The sequence below is a fragment of the Alteromonas sp. McT4-15 genome (assembly GCF_020515205.1).
Taxonomy (GTDB): domain Bacteria; phylum Pseudomonadota; class Gammaproteobacteria; order Enterobacterales; family Alteromonadaceae; genus Alteromonas.
Map to the genome: position 1 here is coordinate 39,085 of NZ_JAJALG010000006.1, position 20,307 is coordinate 59,391.

Here is a 20,307-nt window from a genome sequence, read left to right on the forward strand (position 1 = left end):
AAACATATTATAGGTCAGGTGGCAGTGGCTGCCACCGTGTAATTAGCAATTTAGGCTGAAAACTGGATGCGCTTAGCCACCGCTTTTTTCATCTCACTTAAGTCAGCACCTTTGTCACCAACAATCATAATATTCGCGCGCTCTAACTTTATGCTTTCACCGTGATATTGCTTATCCGCGAATTCGTTGGGCACACTCACATCACCGCGCTCTGGCACAACAAATACTGACATTTTTCCTTGCGGGGTATCAACAATAAGATGAAGGCTTCTAACCGTGCTCAAGTGGCAGTAATTGGCCACTTCAACGCCATCCAGCATTTCGTTAAAACTCGCTCCGAAGCTTGCTAGTTTCGCGTTAACCATATTGAGATCTACTGGTAAAAGCGAATGCGCATGCTCCATTTCAGCGTACTGCATGTGCGCTAGCGCTTGACCACCAATGCTAAGAGGCTGGTGATACCACATGGTTAAGCCGATACCCACAGAAAATGCCACTGAAGCTGCCATGGCCAAATACCAACGGCTTCTGCGCTTGTATCGTGTAAATTCATCGGCTGACTGTTGCCAAATTAACTTACTCGCTAAATCTTCAGGAACATCAACTTTCAATGCTTGTTTAAGCTGTTTGTCTAACTGCTTTTGTTCATTCCAGAAACTGCGCTTACTTTCGTCTGCCTTCGCCGCTTCTACAACATCACTGTCAGTCGTTTCTGGATCGGCGTAAATTCGACGCCTAAATTCTAACTCATCCATTTATACGACCTCTCTGTTCATTCTGCTTCTCTAACGCCTCTTTAAGCTGGTTTCTCGCCCTAAATAGACGAGTCATAACGGTGTTTTTGTTCAGTCCAAGTTGGTTCGCAATTTCTTCACCACTAAAGCCGAAAATAAGCTGCAAAATTAGTGGTTCACGGTATTCAACGCTAAGTCCGCCCAGCAATCGCTGAAGCTCTCGGTCTTTAATATCACCGTCTGCTTGTTGCGTATCGTCGTGAATGCTCACATCATCAATATCCACCGTGTCGAATTGCTTGCGCTCAAAGCGGCGGGCATTCTCACGACGTAATATTGTGATTAACCAAGATTTTGCCGCTTTCTCGTCATTTAGAGCGTCAAGTGAGCGCCATGCTCGCAAAAAGGTTTCCTGCACAATATCTTCCGCCACACTTTGGTCTTTCACTAACCAATACGCATAGCGATAAATATCGGCATGAAATGCCTTTACCAGTGCTTCATATCTTTGATGTTTTGCTTTCATACCCGATAAGACCTGCGCATTATCGGTTTTATTTCGCGCAAACATAAAAAAATCCAAAATTTCCGCTTTTTTCCACTATGACATAAAAAACGCGCCTTTTCGTTATCCGAAAGGCGCGTTTTTAAAACTAACTTCACAGGTAGGAGGACTAGCTATCCATTTTTTGTGAGTCAATCCAAGTGTTTATATTTTCTTCAAGAATAGAAAGGGGCACTGGACCGTATTTCAAAATCTCATCATGAAAACCTTTCCAGTCAAAACTATCACCCAATTCGGTCATGGCTTTGTCGCGTAGTTCCATAATTTTTAGCTTACCAATCATATAAGCAGTGGCTTGTCCTGGCATCGCAATGTAGCGTTCAATTGCCTTCTGCGCATCGTATTGTGGATTTGGGGTATTCTCCACTAAGTAGTTTACCGCTTTTTCTCTAGACCACTGCTTAGCATGAATGCCTGTGTCTACCACGAGTCGACATGCGCGCCAAAGCTCCATTGCCAAACGGCCAAAATCGGAGTACGGGTCTTGATAAAAGCCCATATCTTTCGCAAGCTCTTCGGTATAAAGACCCCAACCCTCGGTGTAAGCTGTGAAGCTAAGAAACTTCTGAAACTGCGGTACGCCCTCAAGTTCTTGCGCGATGGTACGCTGCATGTGATGTCCAGGGATCCCTTCGTGATAGGCTAACGCTTCAAGTTGATAGGTTGGCATTGCCTTCATATCGTAAAGGTTTGCGTAGTATATACCAGGACGGCTTCCGTCTTGGGCCGGACTTTGATAGAAGGCTTTACCTGCCGATTGCTCTCTGAACGCTTCTACGCGTTTAACAACCATTGGTGCTTCAGGCAGAATACCGAAATAATCAGGAATAGCTTCTCGCATTTCGTCGATGGCTTTTTTTGCATCATCAAGGTACTGCTGACGGCCAGCATCAGTCGATGGTAGATAAAATTGGTCATCTTCTCGCATGAACACGAAAAACTCTTGAAGGGTGCCTTCAAATCCCACTTTTTCCATGATTGAGCGCATTGCACTGTGAATTCGCTCAACATTATCTAGACCAATTTGGTGAACTTCGTCTGCTGTGAGGTCGGTTGTAGTAAACCAATTTAACCGGTTTTGGTACCATTTATCGCCATCAGGTAAGCGCCATACACCGTCGCCTTCAGGTGTTACTTCTCTTTGGTGAGCCAGTTCGTTAATAAATTTTTCGTAAGCTGGCTTTACCGACGTTACTAGTGCGGCTTTTGCTTCTCCTAAAAGCGTCTCTTTTTCGGCGTCGTCAATATCGAGTTTTTCAACTTTGTTTTGAAAGTCTTCCCAAATGGTGGATGGTGAATCGCTGTTATCAAAAGGAGCGCCGCTAATGACGTTCTTTGATGCATCTATCATTTGATCGTAGGCCCACGCAGGCGGGAATACGCCCAACTTTTCGCGCGTCTTCATCTGATCGATGACTTGATCAAAATAAGTACGTACATTGTCCAATCTTCCGATGTACGCCTTAGCGTCGTCTTTATTTGTTACTCGGTGGATATTAATTAAGAAGCTTGGTACCTGAGTATGAGCTGCGCGAAATTGATGAACAATGTACCTATGATGACGAAATTTGTCGTTGGCGAGGTCGCGTTCGATACCGAGTTTATATAGCCGCAAGCTTAGTTTTTCTTGCTCGCTTAACTTAGAGGTATCAAAACCATTCAGCGTCTCCAATCGGTTCTTAGCAATAGCGATACTGACATCAGCTTCTTCATCGCTAATATCATCCCACTTATCATAATCCCACTTTTTTCCTAAGTAACTTTGAAATAGTGGCGAGCGCTTTAAGTCCTCTTCAAACGTTCGCTCGAAAAAAGCATTAAGTCTTTGCGATTCAGATTGACCCGCGGTTTGCTGAGTTTCTTGTGATGGCGTTTCAACTTTTGCCGTCTCGCTTGCTGGACTGCAAGCTGACAGCGTCGCAATTGCTAAGGCAATTGGCGTTAACGTTGTGATTATTTTTTTCATGTAATTTCCCTGTGCGTTTCGCTGCGTTCTTTACTTGGCTTTGTCATTAGGCAAAGCCAAAGGCGCGCAACTTATTTATGACGTTTCTGTTATAACGAGGCGTCAACTCCCTGTGCAATAGAATTGCGGTTTATGACGCCGGATATAAGTTAGATAACGTGTTCGTCGCTTTTTTAGTTCTCTTTAGCCAAGCTGTTCTCGTATCTTTAATGTTCTGTACTAGCGATTTCAGGTTTTCAGACAACTCTTTGTGTTCATTGTTATTGTTTTTAGCAGATGAAGAAAAGCGCAATTTGTGAATTCGTTCCATATGCGACTTAAGAGGCGCTGACTCAGCAATATCTCCAGGCATCGCTCGTTGGCTTTTGCCATCATTAAGGGTTGCTAGCCATTGCTGCAATGCACTGTCGAGCTCTCTCACTTTTCCCTGTTTTGCGACAGATATTAGGTGGTCATAGGCACTTTTCTCATCGCCATGCTGAAACGTATTCGTGCGATAGCTTGCGGGGTTAATTGGAGCCGCGCTCGCGTGCTTTAATTTCCTATAAGTTACTATCCAGGCGATTAGTGTAAGGACCCAGAGTACGGCAATTACCAGCATTAAGTAAAAATAAACGGAATTATTTTGGCCGCTTTCCTCAATGTGCGCAGTTTGATTGTTTAGCTTCTCTTCACCTGTTAGCGGAGCACTCGTATCGGTTTGCAACGTTGGGTTTTCGGTGGCGTTTTTGTTGCTTGAAGTATCAGGTACTTGCGGCAGTGCAGTACTATTTGTGTTGGCGGCTTCAACGGTAATAGTTCGCGCTGGAATAGTGGCGTATTCGGTTTGTTCGGTTAGCGTGTTAAACCACGGAATAGTGATTTCTGGCAATACAAACGAACCAGCTTCAGTTGGAATAATAGCTAATGATGTTTGACGCTGAGATATAAGGTTTTGGTCGCGCTCGACGGTAGTCGTATTCGATTGATCTGGATACAACTTAAAGTTAGGCGGGTAGAATTCTGGAATGTCTGGTAGCTGCTCTTCTACTACACCTAACGCGGTAAGTGTCACAATGCGCGTTACAGGTTCACCCGCAACGAAAACGTCACCTTGGGGCCATTCTTCGTCTACTCTCACCATCTCAGAAGGCAACCATGGATAATCAATGTCTGACGGTATGGGTTTTATATTTACCGTAATGTCTGGCCCAACGCGATTAATCTGCTGGGTTCGATTAAAGAAACCAAAGCGCTGATTAGTATTTGCTGCCATGACTTCGCCTGTGAAGATTGGACCGCGAAGAATAAACTCTCCGGATGCCTGAGGTACGACAGCAAATTGACGCTCAATGATTTGATAACGCCTACCATTTACAATATCAGTGTATTGCTTATCTTCACCGAGCTGAGTGATTTCAGCATTTTGCATTTCGGGGGCTTGCAAACTACCGCGCTCGATATTGCTCGATAGATAGAGCTTTACCGTGTAGAGCAGTTGTTGATTTAAATACGCTTCAGTTAAATCGATATCGGTTGTAACAAAGTAGTCTCTAGCTACACCACTTTGTTCTTGGACGGGAATAACTTGTACTTCAATAGGTTTTGTACGTTTACCCTCAATCGTTAGCGCGGGTATGGTAAATACGCCTTCCTTTCTAGGGAAAAGGGTTGTAGTCCAGACTGTTGTGCGCTTTGTATCAAAATTCACTATTGACGTTTGACTGCTTACAGAGGTTCGACCTACAACAAAATCTTTTAACAAAGGAGAGCTATCAAACGCGTCTCGTTCAACGCTTCCATCGGCCGTGATGGTAAGTCGAATTGCTTCATCCAACATCACAGGGTTTCTATCGATAGTGGCCTCAACTGCGTTTACATCCGCGTATGATGAGTTACCGAATACGGCAAAAAATAAAATCAAATAAGTAGATAGTGAGAGTACTCTCATTTACCAATCACTCCGGTTTGAAGGCATGCGCTGTCGTTGACGTTTTTGTACTTCTAATTGCATCTTGCGTTTAAGTAAAAAGGCAGGGTCGTCTGGCACGCGTCGCATTAAACTTTCCATTCGTTGTAGTTCTTCTTTTTCGGCATCAGTTAGTTCGCCTTGCTGTGCTTGCATTGCCTCAGCATTCGCGTTTTGGTCTTGCTGAGACTCACGATTTTCTGCTTGTTGCTGTTCATTATTCGAATCATCAGTGTCATCTTGTTGTTGCGAGGTATCTTTATCATCCTGAGTCTGTGGTTCACTCTCTTGCGATTGAGACTGCTCTTTTTGTTGATTCTGGTCTTGACCATTATCTTGTTGAGCATCGTCATTATTATCGTGTTGATTTTGCCCATCACTATTTTGGTTCTGTTGTTGCTCACTCCCATCCTTAGGTTGGTCATTCTCACCATTTTGCTCACTTGACTGACTGTCATCGCTATCTTGCTGTTGATCATCAGATTGCTGATTGTCTTGATTCTGCTGTTCTTGTTGCTTCAAAAGTTCTTCAAGAAGCGCCTTATTCGATGCTGCATCTTGCATATCTGGTGCAAGAGACAGTGCTTCACTGTATTTCTCAATTGCCTCTTCAAAGCGCCCTAATTTAGCCAACGCGTTGCCCTGGTTATACAAGCTATCTGCACCCTCAATAGCGTTATACGCTTCAAGTGCTTTTTCGTAATCGCCAGATTTGTACAGTGCAGAGGCTTTCCAAGAAAGATCGTTAAATTGGCTCGAAGCATCTTCAAAGCGTTCATTTTCATAATAAGAATGCGCTTCTTGGTCGTCGTTCAAAAAAGGTTTTTGCCACCAAGAAAGCGAGGTCTCTGCTTTGCGATCCGCAAGGGAGTTTTCAACGTTCGTATTTTGCTGCGCATGTGCGGGCACTGGTAATGTTGGACTAAGTATTCCCACTAGCAAGATAAACAGTAGCCCTTTTCTAAACGCCAACGCTGCAAACGGAAGCATCGCGAGTACCAAATAGGCGCCCACTTCTTTCCATTGATCTCCTTGGTTATTGTCTTCTTGCTTTTCTTCATCTGACGCGTTTCTCTGCAATAGAGAAAGTGAGGCTAGGGCGTTTATATCATTGTCGTTGGACGTGAATGTTTCAAATGAACCGCCGCTCGCCTTAACAACGCCACTTACCGCACTGTTGTTGAGTTTAGGAATAACAATACTACCCGAGGCGTCTTTTAGTAGCTCACCACTTAATTGACGTATTGGAGCACCTTGTGAGGTTCCCACTGCAAGTGCATTTACAGTGAAGGGAATAGACGAGACATACTCTTGTAACTCTTTTTGTTGCTGAAAGTCGATACCGTCTGTAATCCAGTAAATCATTCCTGAGTTATAGCCTGCGTTAGTTAGCAGTTGTGCTGCGCTTTCAATGCCTAATAAAGGATCACTGCCCGGTACTGGCATGATCTCTGGCGATAGACTAGGCAATAGTGCTGTTATGTTATTCGCATCTTCAGTTAGGGGTGAAATAACGAAGGCATCACCCGCGTAAGCAACAAGCCCCATTTCTCCCTCGCCAAGCGCATTGACGAGATCTATTGCTTTGTACTTTGCACGGGTGAGTCTGTCGGGTGTCATGTCAGTGGCGCGCATCGATAGTGACATATCTAGCACTATCACATGCCCCATTTTTAATTGATAAACAGGCTGTGGAAGTCGTTCCCACGTAGGGCCCGCCAATGCAACTACGCTTATAAACCACACCAGGGCGAGCATCCAAAGAGGGGGGCGCTGTCCTTTTTCTGTTTTGCCAATAATCATATGTTGGTACAAATGGGGTGGGATGACCGCTTGCCAGCCCGACTGCGTAGCAACATTTCGCTTTAACCAGACAAGCAATAATAACAAAGGTATCAATGCGAAAAACCAAACTGGTCGTAAAAAGTGAAAGTCACCCAATTGTAAAAACGAAGGTAAAACCGAAAAATCCATTATCTTGTCACCTCATTATCCATGGACTTATCGTTACGCAATCCACGCTTTTGGTTTATAGCGTGAAAAGTGCTTGCTGCTATTGCGCCAACTACCCAGCATAAAGACAGGAAAAGTGCTAACGCTAATGGGTAGTAAAAGAGCGCTGTTAGCGGGCGCATTTTTCTCGCTTCACCCTCTATCGGCTCTAATTCATCGAGCTGTTGATAAATAGCCTGCAGTTCTTGTGCGTTGCGAGCTCTGAAGTATTGACCGCCTGTTGATGTTGCAATATCGGTTAGCATGTCTTCGTCAAGCTCTTGAGACGGGTTGATTTGTCTGCTGCCAAAAAAACTTTGTATCAGCATTTTATCTGCTCCTACACCAATGGTGTACACTTTCACGCCTTTGTTGATTGCCAGTTCTTTGGCCTGTTCAGGCGTGATATTACCAGCCGTATTTTGACCATCGGTCAGTAATATCAGTACATTATTTGACTCTTCTCGTTCATCAAAACGCTTCACTGCTAGACCTATAGCATCACCAATAGCGGTTTGCTCACCGACCAGACCTATTACGGCCTCACTCAATAGGGTTGATACCGTATCTCTGTCGTATGTCAAAGGCGCTTGAACGTACGCCGTGTCTGCGAAGAGTATTAGACCAATACGGTCGCCAACGCGTCGTTGAATAAAGTCATAAACAACTGATTTCGTCATAGTTAGTCGATTAACCTGACGGCCGTTGAGTTGCATGTCATCTATTTTCATACTCCCTGATAAATCGACTGCCAGCATCATTTCACGGCCTTCATTGGGAATACTAATGGGTTCACCTAACCACTGTGGCCGAGCGGCAGCAGTAACTAACAAGAGCCAAATTAGCGCGCTTAACACCATTGGTAGTGTGCGTTTGGCGATGACGTTATCAGATACCGCTTCACGTGGGCGAAGCGCAGGAACTCTTAGCGCTGCTAGCTGAGTATCTGCTGTTTTTGGCACAACCAATCGAACAATAATAGGGAGGGGAAGCGCAAAAAATACCCACCACCAAGAAAACTCAAGCATTGGTAGCCTCCATAGTGTCGCTACTCGAACTTGCTTTTTCGGCTTCTTTACCCGCTTTTTCAAAGCGAGCATTTAGCAGCCACAGTTTTACTGCTTGAGAACAGCGCTTAAAATCACTTTCAGATGGAGTCTTCTGGTATGCGTTTTTTGCAAGTAAGTCAAAGCCTTGTGCAATATCATCGTGGGCTTTTGAACTTTTTTCCAGCAAAAAGGCATACCACGCGTTACCGTGAAGTGCACAAACGCGTTGTGGGTCGTAATACGTCAGGGCAGTACGTTTTAACAAGCCATTAAGCGCAAGAGGCCAGTCATCATCAGTAGGTTTTATTTCTTCTAGTAGTGCAAGCGCTTGCTTGCGAGGTTTATTAAACCGAATGTGGTTTAGTACCCATCGAGTTAGGCAGTATAAAATGCCAATTATTATTGCGCCTAGTGCCCACCACCCCCAATCAAGAGGCCAGGCGTTTACGTCACTTGGAACGTGAATATCTTTTAGCTGTGCCAAAGGATCGTCCACTGGCGCGATATTAGTCGGTAAGCTATTTGGCATAGTTGCCTGGGGAGATATGTTAGCGTTTGGTATTTGCTGCGACTGCATCACAATTGCTCCCTTTGCATACTTTGAAGTTGTTCATCAAGGGGAATACCGGATGAAACGGTAAAACGGGAGATATTATTTTTTTTCAGGATGTCGTTGATAAACGTATTTTGCTCATTTCGCCATTGCTTGTATTGTTCATGCTCGGTTGCATCACCAAGCAACCATTGCTGCTGGGTGTTCCCATCAGAAACACTCACAGCTTGCGTACTTGTAAGAGAAGGTAGGCTGTACTCTATAGGATCATTGATCACAACCGCACGCACTTCACAATGTCGCGTAAGATGATTTAAGTGGCCAATAGCTTGTGTACTTAGATGTTGAAAATCAGACACTAAATAAACCAAACTGCCAGGGCGGGCGAGACGGCGTGCTCTGGCACAGGCTTGCGCGAACGCATCATCATCATTTTCCTTGTTTGGCTTAATTTGCTGGCTTTGCTGGTGAAGCTCAAGAAGTTCATGACATACACGAAGCACTGCTTTTTTTCGGGTTAGTGGCTTAATTTCCTTATGCTGTGTGGCATTGAAAATAAGCGCGCCTACTTTGTCTCCGCGAGCTGCAGCTGACCAACTTATCAGTGAGCACACGTGTGAAGCTTGTACGGCTTTAGTCAGCAGTTGCGTACCAAACGCCATCGAAGGCAGGTAATCGCAAAACAAGAAAACCGGACGTTCCCGCTCTTCACGATAAACCTTAGTGTGCGTTTTTCCTGTTCGCGCAGTGACGCGCCAGTCAATTGCACGAATATCATCGCCGCTCTGGTAGTGACGAGCTTCATCAAACTCCATACCACGGCCTTTGTGCTTCGTTAAATAGCTACCAGCAAGTCGAGCTTGAGGGGCTCGTTTAGGCGCAAGACTGAACAGTTTAGCGAGCTGTTGATATCGCAACAATTCACCAGTAGATAAATTCACCCCATCGCTCAGCAACTTCTGAAGCTGTGCTTGAACATTTGTCATAATTTACGGTACTGCTACAGTGGTGACAATTTTGTCCAAAACATCATTTACCGTTACGCCTTCAGCCTCTGCTTGATACGACAGAATAATTCTGTGACGCAACACATTGTGAACCACCGCTTGAATATCATCTGGACCTACAAAGTCTCTCCCACTTAGCCATGCATGGGCGCGGGCACAGCGGTCAAGGCTTATCGTTGCTCGAGGGCTTGTACCCATTGCAATCCATTGTGCCAAGTTAGCGTCAAACTTTTCAGGTTGTCTTGTGGCAACAATGAGCTGAACGAGGTATTGCTCTAATTCAGGTGCCATGTATAGCGAAAGTGCTTCTTTTCGCGACGTAAAAATATCGTCTTGAGTCAGGGTAGGCGGTGTCACTGGCGGCTCTGATAGTGCCTCTCCACGCGTTAAGCGTAAAATTTCAAGTTCAGTTTCCGCCCCTGGATAATCAATATCGACATGCATCAAGAAGCGATCTAATTGTGCTTCTGGAAGGGGGTAAGTACCTTCTTGCTCGAGTGGGTTTTGTGTAGCCATTACTAGAAACAAGGGAGGCAACGGGTAAGTTTTACTACCCACCGTTATTTGCCTTTCTGCCATGGCTTCAAGTAACGCCGATTGAACCTTTGCTGGCGCGCGGTTTATTTCATCCGCTAATATTAGATTGTGAAAAAGTGGGCCTTTTTGAAATACGAATTCGCCCGTTTCAGGACGGTAAATATCCGTACCCGTCAAATCAGCGGGTAACAAATCTGGTGTGAACTGGACACGGTGAAAGTCGCCGTCGACACCGTTTGCAAGTGCGTTAATTGCACGTGTTTTAGCAAGTCCCGGAGGCCCTTCAACAAGTAGATGCCCATCGGCGAGAAGTGCGATAAGAAGACTTTTAGTCAGCGCGTGTTGGCCAATGATTTGTTGATTTAAATAAGCATGTAACTGTTGAAACTGCTCTGCTGCCATTTTGCAAAATTCCGTTTGAGTTATCTTTATTAAGGAAGTGTCAGTCGATGGATTTAAGTTCTAAAGAACACGTTTAAAACACCATTCACAATGACACAAAACAGACTATGTTTTCCATATAAGGTTCATTCTATCTTTCTTCAAGTCGTTTAATCGCAATAAATCTGCGACGTATTACGCTGATCAACAATGAATAGAAAGCACGTATACCCATCTAACAAATGTTACATTTATCATGACACCTTAACGGCATAATTTGCTATTTTGTTCATTGTTTGTAAAAATCGGGTGTATTACAGGTCTGACCACTTAATGTGAGTGCTATCACTCAATTCAATTAGGTCATTAATTTAGGTGCATTATGGCAACAAAACAATCAGTTACTACCCGAGAGGGTGATCGCATCGCCATTGTCGCGGGGTTACGTACTCCGTTTGCAAAAATGGCGACATATTTCCACGGCGTACCGGCTGTTGATTTAGGTAAAATGGTCGTAAACGAACTACTCGTTCGCCATGGTGTTCAAAAAGAGTGGGTTGACCAAGTTGTTTATGGTCAAGTTGTTCAAATGCCTGAAGCTCCAAATATTGCGCGTGAAATCGTGCTTGGTACCGGCATGAACGTACATACCGATGCGTATAGTGTTTCTCGCGCGTGTGCGACCAGTTTTCAATCTGCAGTGAATATCGCTGAAAGTATGATGGCAGGTACAGTACAAGTCGGTATCGCAGGTGGCGCAGATTCAACATCGGTATCACCGATTGGTGTTTCAAAAAACTTAGCTCGCGCACTAGTTGACCTTCAAAAGACCAAAACGTTGGGTCAGAAGCTCAATATTTTTAAGCGTCTTAAGTTAAAAGACTTGGCGCCAGTACCTCCGGCAGTAGCAGAATATTCAACAGGCCTTTCAATGGGCCAAACTGCAGAGCAAATGGCTAAAACCCATCAAATTTCTCGTGAAGATCAAGACAAACTAGCACACCGCTCTCATAGTCTTGCTGCCGAAAGTTGGGAAGCTGGAAAGCTGTCTAGTGAAGTAATGACGGCTTATGCAGAACCGTATAAGGGTGCACTTGAGCGCGACAATAACGTGCGTTTCGATTCTAAGCTAGAAGGGTATGCGAAGCTTCGTCCTGTATTTGATAAAAAGTACGGCTCGGTAACTGCGGCTAACGCTACACCACTTACTGACGGCGCATCAGCGGTGCTGATGATGACAGAAAGTCGCGCTAAAGAACTGGGTTACACGCCATTGGGCTACATCAAGAGCTATGCGTTTTCTGCTATCGATGTATGGGAAGATATGCTGATGGGGCCGTCTTATGCTACGCCAATCGCATTAGACCGTGCGGGTATGACCCTTAACGACTTAACGCTTATCGAAATGCATGAAGCTTTCGCTGCGCAAACACTGGCTAACGTAAAAATGTTCGCGAGTGACAAATTTGCTCAAGAGAAACTGGGCAGAAGTAAAGCAACTGGCGAGATTGATATGGATAAATTCAACGTAATGGGAAGCTCAATTGCCTATGGCCACCCATTTGCCGCAACCGGTACGCGTATGATCACGCAGATGTTGAATGAATTAAACCGTCGTGGCGGTGGTACAGGTCTACTGACTGCATGTGCGGCGGGTGGTCTTGGTGCCGCAATGATTGTGGAGACAGAATAAGATGAGTCAGGAACAAGACATGACAAATGAAGCACAACCCGCTTCAGGCGCTTTTACTCTTACTAAGCAAGACAATGGTGTTGCTATTCTTAGCATGGATGTGCCTGGCGAAAGTATGAACACGTTAAAGGCTGAGTTCGGTGACGAAATATCAGCCATGCTAGATGACATCGAGAGCGACAGCAGCATTAAAGGTGTTGTATTGACCAGTGGTAAGCCTAGCTCATTTGTTGCAGGTGCTGATATTACTATGCTGGCGGCGTGTAAGACCGCTGAAGATGCCACAAATATCGCAGCAGGCGGTCAAGCCATATTCGATAGAATTGAAAGCATGAAAGCAACATTTGTTGCGGCCATTCATGGTCCAGCACTTGGTGGTGGCTTAGAGTTAGCTCTTGCTTGTCACTATCGTGTTTGTACCGATTCACCAAGCACGCAATTAGGTTTGCCAGAAGTACAGCTAGGGCTTTTACCTGGTAGTGGTGGTACTCAGCGACTGCCGCGTCTTATTGGTATTCAGCAAGCTATGAAAATGATGCTTACTGGTGCGCCAGCACGAGCAAAGCAAGCGAAGAAGTACGGTATTGTTGATGATGTGGTTCCACACAGCGTGCTCTTAAAAGTTGCTGAGCAATTTGCGCTTAAGCGCAAACCTGAACGCGAAGCGCCTCAAAAAGGCGTTATGAATAAAATGCTGGAAAATACAGGTCCAGGCCGAGGCATGTTATTCAAGAAGGCACGCGAAGCTACATTTGCAAAAACTAAAGGCAACTACCCTGCGCCAGGTTATATCATTGATGTAATTGAAACGGGCATGAATGATGGTATGAAAGCGGGCCTGAAAGCTGAAGCAGAAGCTTTTGGTAAGCTAGTAATGACGCCAGAGTCATTCCAACTTCGTCAAATTTTCTTTGCAACTACAGAAATGAAGAAAGAAAACGGCGTTGAGGGCGTAAAACCAGAAAAAATGAAGAAAGTTGGTGTTCTTGGTGGCGGCTTAATGGGCGGTGGGATTGCCTATGTAACCTCGACTAAGGCGGGTGTGCCAGTACGTATAAAAGACGTACGTGCTGAAGGCATAGCTAATGCTATGAAGTACAGCTACGACATTCTTAATAAGAAAGTTAAAAAGCGCTTCATGCGCAATAGCGAGATGCAAAAGCAGCTAGCCTTATTAACAGGTACGCTTGATTACAGTGGATATCAAGATGCTGATATCGTGGTTGAAGCGGTGTTTGAAGATCTAGATCTTAAGCAAAAGATGGTTAATGATATCGAAACTAACTGCAAAGAAAGTACGATTTTCGCATCAAACACCTCGTCTATTCCCATTACGCAAATTGCGGCGAAAGCAGCGCGACCTGAAAATGTGATTGGTCTTCACTATTTCTCGCCAGTTGATAAGATGCCTTTGGCTGAAGTTATTGCTCATGACAAAACCTCAGACCAAGTTATTTCTTCAACTGTTGAATTTGCTAAGAAACAGGGCAAAACCCCTGTGGTTGTTAAGGACGGTGCCGGTTTTTATGTAAACCGCATACTTGCCCCATACATGAACGAGGCCGCAAACCTTATTCTAGACGGTGAGCCAATTGAGCATATTGACAAGTCTTTGGTTAAGTTCGGTTTCCCAGTAGGTCCAGTAAAACTACTTGATGAAGTAGGTATTGACGTAGGCACTAAGATCATTCCTTTCTTGGTTGAAGCGTTTGGCGACCGTTTTACTGCACCTAGTGCGTTTGACAAGGTGTTAGCTGATGGCCGCAAGGGTAAGAAAAACCAAAAAGGTTTTTATTCTTACGAGGGTAAAAAGCCGGGCAAAGAAGTTGATGAAAGCATCTATTCGCTTCTTGGGTTGTCGCCTTCTGCTAAATTAAGCGAAAAAGAAGTTGCAGAGCGCTGCGTGCTTATGATGCTAAATGAAGCAGCTCGTTGCCTTGATGAAGGCGTGATTCGCAATGCGCGAGACGGTGACATAGGTGCCATTTTCGGTATCGGCTTCCCGCCATTCTTAGGTGGTCCGTTCCGTTACATGGATACCCTTGGCATTAAGCATGTGGTCGCTAGATTAAATCATTACGCAACTGCAGTAGGCGGTAAATTTGCGCCTGCCGACATTTTAGTGAAGATGGCTGAATCTGATCAATCTTTTTACTAAATAGTAAAGATAGTGTTAAAAACCGGGCTTTGCCCGGTTTTTTTGTGTGTAATGCTCGTTTTTGCTGGTTTATTGTTCATTTTTGGGTAAAATTCGCGCTGTTTAAATTTTGAGTAGTCAAATTGTTGGCACCCTAATCAGGCACCTATCAATTAAATTGATAAGTTTGGGTGTATTTGAAGTTTCAGGAGACGCTGTGATATCACTTGTTGTACTTAGCGCAATATGTTCTGTCTATTTCTACGTGGAAGCGTTCAAGTGGGGAATGCATGCTAAAAAGTGGGCTTTAGGTGGCCTTATACTAGGGCCTATATTACTCCCTATGTTCTCTATATCGCGACATATTCATTGGCGCAATGCAGTAGGCTTTAATAACCTTTATATCGCCGCCTAGGCTTTTGTAGCCTCTTATCGGAGGCTGCTAAAATGCAGACGAAAAAAAAGAGAGCTTCGCTCTCTTTCTATAAGAATTCTTTGCCTATGGACGGCCGCCAACGCCACCCCAACCGGCACCTGTTTTCGGGCGCATTGTTTGAGGCTGAGTAACCGTCTCTTTTTGAGAGTCACTTGCAGGTTTAGCACCTTCTTGCTTATCTGCTGCTACTGGCGTGGTGGTAGAAAGTACTAGTGCAACCGCGTACTCTTTCAACATAATAATTTCCTCTAATTTTTTTGAACGAACAAACAAAACCGATATATTGTTTTTATACTCGGCACTTCTATTAAAGCTATTATTGTGCCAGTTTTAAAAAGCCATATAAATCAAAGTGTTGATGGTATTTTTTCGTTAATTTGTCACAGTTTTGACGGTATCTAGATAAATAGTAGGGTAGCGCTAGGCAATGGGGTGCCAAATATTTGAATAGCAGGGGAAAAACTATGCCTTGTCATCTAAAGTTCAAAGGGAAAGGGCAGTGGTGTTATCAACTGCCCGCATAACTAATAGTTAGAAATTTGTTTGGCCTAACAGTGTATGAAGTTTCTGGTTTTCTGATAGCAGCTTTTCGAAACGCTCCGCGTTTAACGGGCGGCTGTACAAAAAGCCCTGCAGCATTTCACAATCGTAGCGACGAAGAATATTAAGCTGTGCTTCCTCTTCGACACCTTCAGCAACCACTTTAAGGCCGAGGTTGTGTGCAATATTAATGATGGCTGCTGCCATATGCCTATCTACATTGCTCTTTGCAATGTCGTCGATAAAGGCCTTATCAATTTTAAGCGTATTGAGCGGGAAGCGTTTTAAGTACGCCAACGATGAGTAGCCTGTACCAAAATCATCAAGAGCAAGGTGGATGCCCCGTTCGCGCAGGCGATTCATCATTCTAAGCCCATTTTCGGGGCTTTCCATCAAGGTGCCTTCAGTAATTTCGCACTCTAAGTGCAGCGGCGACAAGCCTACCTCGTTTAATATCTTATTAATGCGCTCGTCTAAATCTGGCAATTCAAATTGTTTAGCCGAGATATTGACCGCAACACGGCCACTAAACATACCTTGGTTAACCCAACGTTTGGTATCAGCACAGGCCTTGCGCAATACTTGTTCGCCAATTTCTATAATTTGCCCAGTTTGTTCAGCTAGGGGGATAAATTGGCCGGGGCTGACAATGCCTTTTTGAGGGTGCTCGAAACGCACTAGGGCTTCCATACTGACTAGTTTGCCAGATGCTATATCTACCTTAGGTTGGTAGTAGACAGTGAAAAGGTCGTCTTTTATGCCCTGTCGAATAAGGTTCTCAATTTGCAATTGTCGCACTGCGTTTTGATTCATCTCACCACTAAAGAACTGATAGCTATTACCACCATTATTCTTGGCAAAATACATTGCAGTATCAGCGTTCTTTAGCATTTCTTGTGGTGAGGTGCCATCGTCAGGGAAAAATGCAATCCCAATGCTTGCCCCTAACACAAACTCTTGCTTATTAATAATGAACGGCCTAGATAGTGTGTCTAGCAAGTTTTGCGCGTAATGGGTAACAGTATGAATATCGGCATTATCTTCCATCAAAATACTGAATTCATCACCACCTAGGCGATAACATGTAGCGCTCTTGCCAGTTATACGTTGAAGACGCTTGGCAATTTGTTTAATGAGGATATCACCCGTTTGATGGCCTAACGAGTCGTTAATCTTCTTGAAGTTATCCATGTCTAAGCAAAGTAGGGTATGCTGTGCTCCCTTACGTACCAAGTTTTGGTGGCTTGCTTGGAAAAATGAGCGGTTTGGTAACTCGGTAAGCGGATCGGTGTTCGCAAGCTTAAGTAGCTCTTTTTCAGTACTTTTGCGAGATGTAATATCACTAAATACGCCAACAAAATGGCTGATTTTGCCATCTTCATCGTGTACTGCATCGATATTCAGTTCCATTTCATAACGTTCGCCATTTACACGAACGCTTTCAACTTCACCCGACCAGTTGCCTTTTGATTTCAAGGTCTTTTTAATTTCTTCGGTAAATGCATCAGGATACAAATGAAAGTGCATATAGCTGGCAAGCGCTTGATCTCGTGTTTCACCTGTGTAAGTGCAGTAAGCGTAGTTTACGCTGATGAATTTAAACTGTGTATTGGTAATAAATACACCTTCTGAAATATTCTCTATAGAGCGCTTAAAGAGGTTTAGTTGCTCTTCTGCTTCTTTAAGATGGTGAATATTTTTAAGGGTACCTGTCATTCGAACCGGTTGTGAATTATGGTCGCGCTCTACTACTTTTCCGCGGTCCAGAATCCACACCCATTGATTTTTAAATGTTTTCGCTCGGTATGCAAGCTCGTAGAATTCGCTTATACCCTCTAGATGCTCGCGCAATGCGTCTTGAACGCGATTGATATCATTTGGGTGAATGTTTGCATCATATGCGCCCGTGGTTCGTATATCGTCTTGCGGAAAATCGAGTGTTCCCCATGTGTTAGCACGGTAAACTTGCCCTCGATACACGTCCCAATCCCACAGTTCATCGCCAGAGCTCCACAGCGTTAGCTTAAGACGCTCCTCAGACTCTTTAATGGCTAGTTGGTTTGCTTTGCGCAATTGATATTGACGGATAATGAAACCAAAAACCGCCATCGCGATTATGCAGTAGAACACAAGAGCAACAGAGTGTAGCCACGGTGGTCTGGCAACTGTTATCGTGAAATACTTGCTCTCAGACCATTTATTTCGTGGGTCTTTTGCCTGAACTTCAAATGTATACATACCAAAATGGATATTATTAAACTGCGCAGTACGCTCATTTCCTGAGTAGGTCCAAGTGTCATCTAACCCTAAAAGTCTATATCGATAGGTGGTTTGCCCCGGGTAGATAGAATTTAGCAAATAAAACGAAATACTGAAGCGAGTTTCGTCATAGTTAAGAAAGACTTCATCGCTGTAAGTCACGTTTTGATTTGACGAGATAAAGCTCTCATCTTTAATTGGAAAATCGAGCTTGTTTTTGGCTTCGTTGTCAGTTACGCCAAATATTTTAAACTCTGATATCTCAGGTTTAGGGGTGGGGCTTGAAGCGGAATTAGCAATGAATCTGCTTTGGTTAATGCGATTGTAACCTTCCATTCCGCCAAAAAAAATATCACCTTCCGACGATACAAAAACTGAGCTTTCGCCTAAAGAGTTAAAGTTTAATTCAGCATTTGGAATGGTAACCACCTCTTGTAGGCTCGGTAGTTCGATTTGATGGACGCCAATCGAATCAACATACCAAATACTGTTATTTAGTCCCGTTGACGAAATAATATATCCTGACCCATCGTTTCGAGTTTGGTGCTTCACAACTTCAAGAGACTCAGCATCAACCATCACGACACCATTAGCTCGAGTCGTTATCCAAAACGCGTTGTTTGTTTCATAAACGCCATAGACGGTGTTGATCAACCAATTGATTTCATCATCTGAGTTGAAGCTCTTAATGATCTTGTTTTTATCCAAGGAATAAATTATTAGACCACTATCCCTTCTCAGCCATAACCTATTAGAAGAGTCTTTATAAATCGGAATGAACTGCGTTGAATCTGTGGTGTTTTCTACTTGAGTAATGTTTATCGCAGCTGTCCCATCTCCCTGCTTCGAAATATTTAATCCTTGCAGACCATTTGATTCAGACCAAAGCCAAATTTTATTATCACTTTTATATAGAAAGTCGATAAACATCCCATCGAAAATATGCTTTGCAATCTTGAGTTCGTTTTCATCGCGCTCAAAAATATACACGCCATTCGAGGATGCTACCCAGAAGAAACCATTGGCATCTATTTCTATATCCCAATAGGTAACGGTATCAGGAAGGCTCTGAAAAATGTCAAAAAAAGATACTTCTGCAGTATCTTTTTCGATTTGCCCAATTCCTCTTTGCTGAGAAACTACGTACATGTTTTTTGTATCGTCTTCAGCAAACCCCCAAATTGCAGAGTAATCATCCTCTAGTTTTTTCTCAGAGTTAAAAACAGATTTATATCTACTAATGGCGTATTGTGGGTGGAATCGATGTGCCCCTTTTTTTAAGGTACTAAGCCATATCGCATTCATTCTATCGACATAGATACCTGTAACATCCGCTAAAGGTAAGCCGGTTATTTCCTGATTGAGCCTATTTAGATAGGTGTAATCGAAAGTATATTCGTCATTAATCTCGCTCTCAGCTGCATTGTTTAAAATATACAACCCGACCTTGGTACCTACCCATATATCTGAGCCAATTTTCTTAATTGTATTGACGCTTAACGGGTAAGAAGATTGACCAAGCAAATCTCCTGTTACATGCTTCAGTATTCTTCCTGAAACACTAACAACATAAATACCTCTATCTGTCGCTAGCCAATAGTTGCCATTAATAGCTTTAATATCACTCAATTTATCGATATCGAGAGAAAAGCCCCATGGGTTAACGCTGTCTGCGTGATAAAGCTCGGTATTTGTCTTATCGAGAATGGACACTCCTCGGTTGGAACCAAGCCAAACACGATTAGCTTCATCGCGAATAACATGGATAAAAGCGGGTGTATCTGAAAACTTCGTAACTATCTCTATGCGATTGTACTGTTTTGAGTATTTGTAAAGGTGTTTTGGATCAGTAAAAAGAATATCACCGTTGGAAGATTCACTAAGATGCGTAATAAAATCCGTTTTGACCAAAGAGTTTTCTTTGTTAAAAACCTTAAAATTGTCTGATTCAGGGAGATAAACAGCAAGGCCTGCTTGAGTAGCTGCCCACAATTCCCCATCCGAATCTAGGAGTAACTTAGGCACATAACCTGAAGGAATAGAGTTAGGGTTTACATCAGAAGGGTGGTATTGCTTTACGTCGTAGCCAGAATAGCGATTGAGGCCGTTAGCGGTAGCTATCCAAATGTAGCCTTTTCGGTCTTCAACAATGTCCAAAACTGAACTGTCAGAAAGACCATGGCGTTTGTTAACTTGCTTAAAGTTAAGATCAAACACCTCTGTCGCTTTTGCGGGATGAACATACAGTCCCGACAAAACCAACCAAATTAGCGAAATTGAAAAAATTAGGGTTGAGCGCACCTACACACCTTTGGCAAACGCCATTTATTATTTTTTGTTTTTAACTGGCGGCTTCCCTAACAGCCAGAATAATAAATATGCCGAATTAACCGCATCGCTACAAGGATTTTTTAAGTTTAAGGGAATGATGGTTTACTTCTTAATCAAAGATCCTTTTCTCTCGAATCATTCTATCGGCCAAAAGTTGTAAATATTGAGAAAAGTATGCG

14 protein-coding genes are annotated in these 20,307 nt (G+C 43.7%); 3 read left to right on the forward strand and 11 right to left on the reverse strand.

What is annotated here, in order from left to right:
• Nucleotides 1-50 precede the first annotated feature (50 nt).
• From LHL20_RS06655 to LHL20_RS06695, 9 genes are all read right to left on the reverse strand, one after another.
• Complete coding sequence (locus LHL20_RS06655) at nucleotides 51-755, reverse strand: DUF3379 family protein (RefSeq protein ID WP_159623171.1); 705 nt, start codon at nucleotides 753-755, stop codon at nucleotides 51-53.
• Nucleotides 748-1,305, reverse strand: a complete 558-nt coding sequence (locus LHL20_RS06660; protein ID WP_226432736.1) for a sigma-70 family RNA polymerase sigma factor — start codon at nucleotides 1,303-1,305, stop codon at nucleotides 748-750. Before LHL20_RS06660 ends, LHL20_RS06655 begins: the two co-directional genes overlap by 8 nt.
• A gap of 103 nt (nucleotides 1,306-1,408) precedes the next feature.
• On the reverse strand, nucleotides 1,409-3,265 hold the full coding sequence (locus tag LHL20_RS06665) for a DUF885 domain-containing protein (protein ID WP_226432737.1): 1,857 nt from the start codon (nucleotides 3,263-3,265) through the stop codon (nucleotides 1,409-1,411).
• A 130-nt stretch (nucleotides 3,266-3,395) separates the two neighbouring features.
• A complete protein-coding gene (locus LHL20_RS06670) occupies nucleotides 3,396-5,195 on the reverse strand; it encodes a BatD family protein (protein ID WP_226432738.1) in 1,800 nt (599 codons plus the stop codon).
• Nucleotides 5,196-7,187, reverse strand: a complete 1,992-nt coding sequence (locus tag LHL20_RS06675) for a vWA domain-containing protein (RefSeq protein ID WP_226432739.1) — start codon at nucleotides 7,185-7,187, stop codon at nucleotides 5,196-5,198.
• Nucleotides 7,187-8,233, reverse strand: coding sequence for a vWA domain-containing protein (locus LHL20_RS06680; RefSeq protein ID WP_226432740.1), 1,047 nt, complete (start codon nucleotides 8,231-8,233; stop codon nucleotides 7,187-7,189). The genes LHL20_RS06675 and LHL20_RS06680 overlap by 1 nt, the downstream gene beginning before the upstream one ends.
• On the reverse strand, nucleotides 8,226-8,831 hold the full coding sequence (locus tag LHL20_RS06685; protein WP_226432829.1) for a DUF4381 domain-containing protein: 606 nt from the start codon (nucleotides 8,829-8,831) through the stop codon (nucleotides 8,226-8,228). Before LHL20_RS06685 ends, LHL20_RS06680 begins: the two co-directional genes overlap by 8 nt.
• Nucleotides 8,831-9,793 carry a DUF58 domain-containing protein gene (locus LHL20_RS06690; protein WP_226432741.1) on the reverse strand — a complete coding sequence of 321 codons (963 nt, stop codon included), beginning with the start codon at nucleotides 9,791-9,793 and terminating at the stop codon, nucleotides 8,831-8,833. The genes LHL20_RS06685 and LHL20_RS06690 overlap by 1 nt, the downstream gene beginning before the upstream one ends.
• Nucleotides 9,794-9,796: 3 nt before the next feature.
• A complete protein-coding gene (locus tag LHL20_RS06695; protein ID WP_226432742.1) occupies nucleotides 9,797-10,753 on the reverse strand; it encodes an AAA family ATPase in 957 nt (318 codons plus the stop codon).
• A 361-nt stretch (nucleotides 10,754-11,114) separates the two neighbouring features.
• Between LHL20_RS06695 and fadI the strand changes: the two genes are divergently transcribed.
• From fadI to LHL20_RS06710, 3 genes are all read left to right on the forward strand, one after another.
• The gene (gene fadI, locus LHL20_RS06700; RefSeq protein WP_159623153.1) at nucleotides 11,115-12,425 is read left to right on the forward strand and encodes an acetyl-CoA C-acyltransferase FadI; all 1,311 of its coding nucleotides are present in this window, start codon (nucleotides 11,115-11,117) and stop codon (nucleotides 12,423-12,425) included.
• Nucleotides 12,426-12,444: 19 nt separating this feature from the next.
• Nucleotides 12,445-14,583 carry a fatty acid oxidation complex subunit alpha FadJ gene (gene fadJ, locus LHL20_RS06705; protein ID WP_226432830.1) on the forward strand — a complete coding sequence of 713 codons (2,139 nt, stop codon included), beginning with the start codon at nucleotides 12,445-12,447 and terminating at the stop codon, nucleotides 14,581-14,583.
• Nucleotides 14,584-14,779: 196 nt separating this feature from the next.
• Entirely contained in the window at nucleotides 14,780-14,977 is a 198-nt protein-coding gene (locus tag LHL20_RS06710; protein ID WP_159623151.1) for a hypothetical protein, read from the forward strand.
• Between the two features lie 84 nt (nucleotides 14,978-15,061).
• On the opposite strand, the gene LHL20_RS06715 is transcribed toward LHL20_RS06710, so the two are convergent.
• Together LHL20_RS06715 and LHL20_RS06720 are read right to left on the reverse strand one after the other, a co-directional pair.
• Complete coding sequence (locus LHL20_RS06715) at nucleotides 15,062-15,235, reverse strand: hypothetical protein (protein ID WP_226432743.1); 174 nt, start codon at nucleotides 15,233-15,235, stop codon at nucleotides 15,062-15,064.
• 294 nt (nucleotides 15,236-15,529) lie between these two features.
• Complete coding sequence (locus LHL20_RS06720; RefSeq protein WP_226432744.1) at nucleotides 15,530-20,098, reverse strand: EAL domain-containing protein; 4,569 nt, start codon at nucleotides 20,096-20,098, stop codon at nucleotides 15,530-15,532.
• Between the last annotated feature and the right edge of the window lie 209 nt (nucleotides 20,099-20,307).

Coding starts and splice junctions, on each gene's coding strand:
- LHL20_RS06675 (WP_226432739.1), bottom strand. CDS start 7,187: ATGGATTTTTCGGTTTTACCTTCGTTTTTACAATTGGGTGACTTTCAC.
- LHL20_RS06665 (WP_226432737.1), bottom strand. CDS start 3,265: ATGAAAAAAATAATCACAACGTTAACGCCAATTGCCTTAGCAATTGCG.
- LHL20_RS06695 (WP_226432742.1), bottom strand. CDS start 10,753: ATGGCAGCAGAGCAGTTTCAACAGTTACATGCTTATTTAAATCAACAA.
- fadI (WP_159623153.1), top strand. CDS start 11,115: ATGGCAACAAAACAATCAGTTACTACCCGAGAGGGTGATCGCATCGCC.
- LHL20_RS06690 (WP_226432741.1), bottom strand. CDS start 9,793: ATGACAAATGTTCAAGCACAGCTTCAGAAGTTGCTGAGCGATGGGGTG.
- LHL20_RS06715 (WP_226432743.1), bottom strand. CDS start 15,235: ATGTTGAAAGAGTACGCGGTTGCACTAGTACTTTCTACCACCACGCCA.
- LHL20_RS06670 (WP_226432738.1), bottom strand. CDS start 5,195: ATGAGAGTACTCTCACTATCTACTTATTTGATTTTATTTTTTGCCGTA.
- LHL20_RS06655 (WP_159623171.1), bottom strand. CDS start 755: ATGGATGAGTTAGAATTTAGGCGTCGAATTTACGCCGATCCAGAAACG.
- LHL20_RS06685 (WP_226432829.1), bottom strand. CDS start 8,831: ATGCAGTCGCAGCAAATACCAAACGCTAACATATCTCCCCAGGCAACT.
- fadJ (WP_226432830.1), top strand. CDS start 12,445: ATGACAAATGAAGCACAACCCGCTTCAGGCGCTTTTACTCTTACTAAG.
- LHL20_RS06680 (WP_226432740.1), bottom strand. CDS start 8,233: ATGCTTGAGTTTTCTTGGTGGTGGGTATTTTTTGCGCTTCCCCTCCCT.
- LHL20_RS06660 (WP_226432736.1), bottom strand. CDS start 1,305: ATGTTTGCGCGAAATAAAACCGATAATGCGCAGGTCTTATCGGGTATG.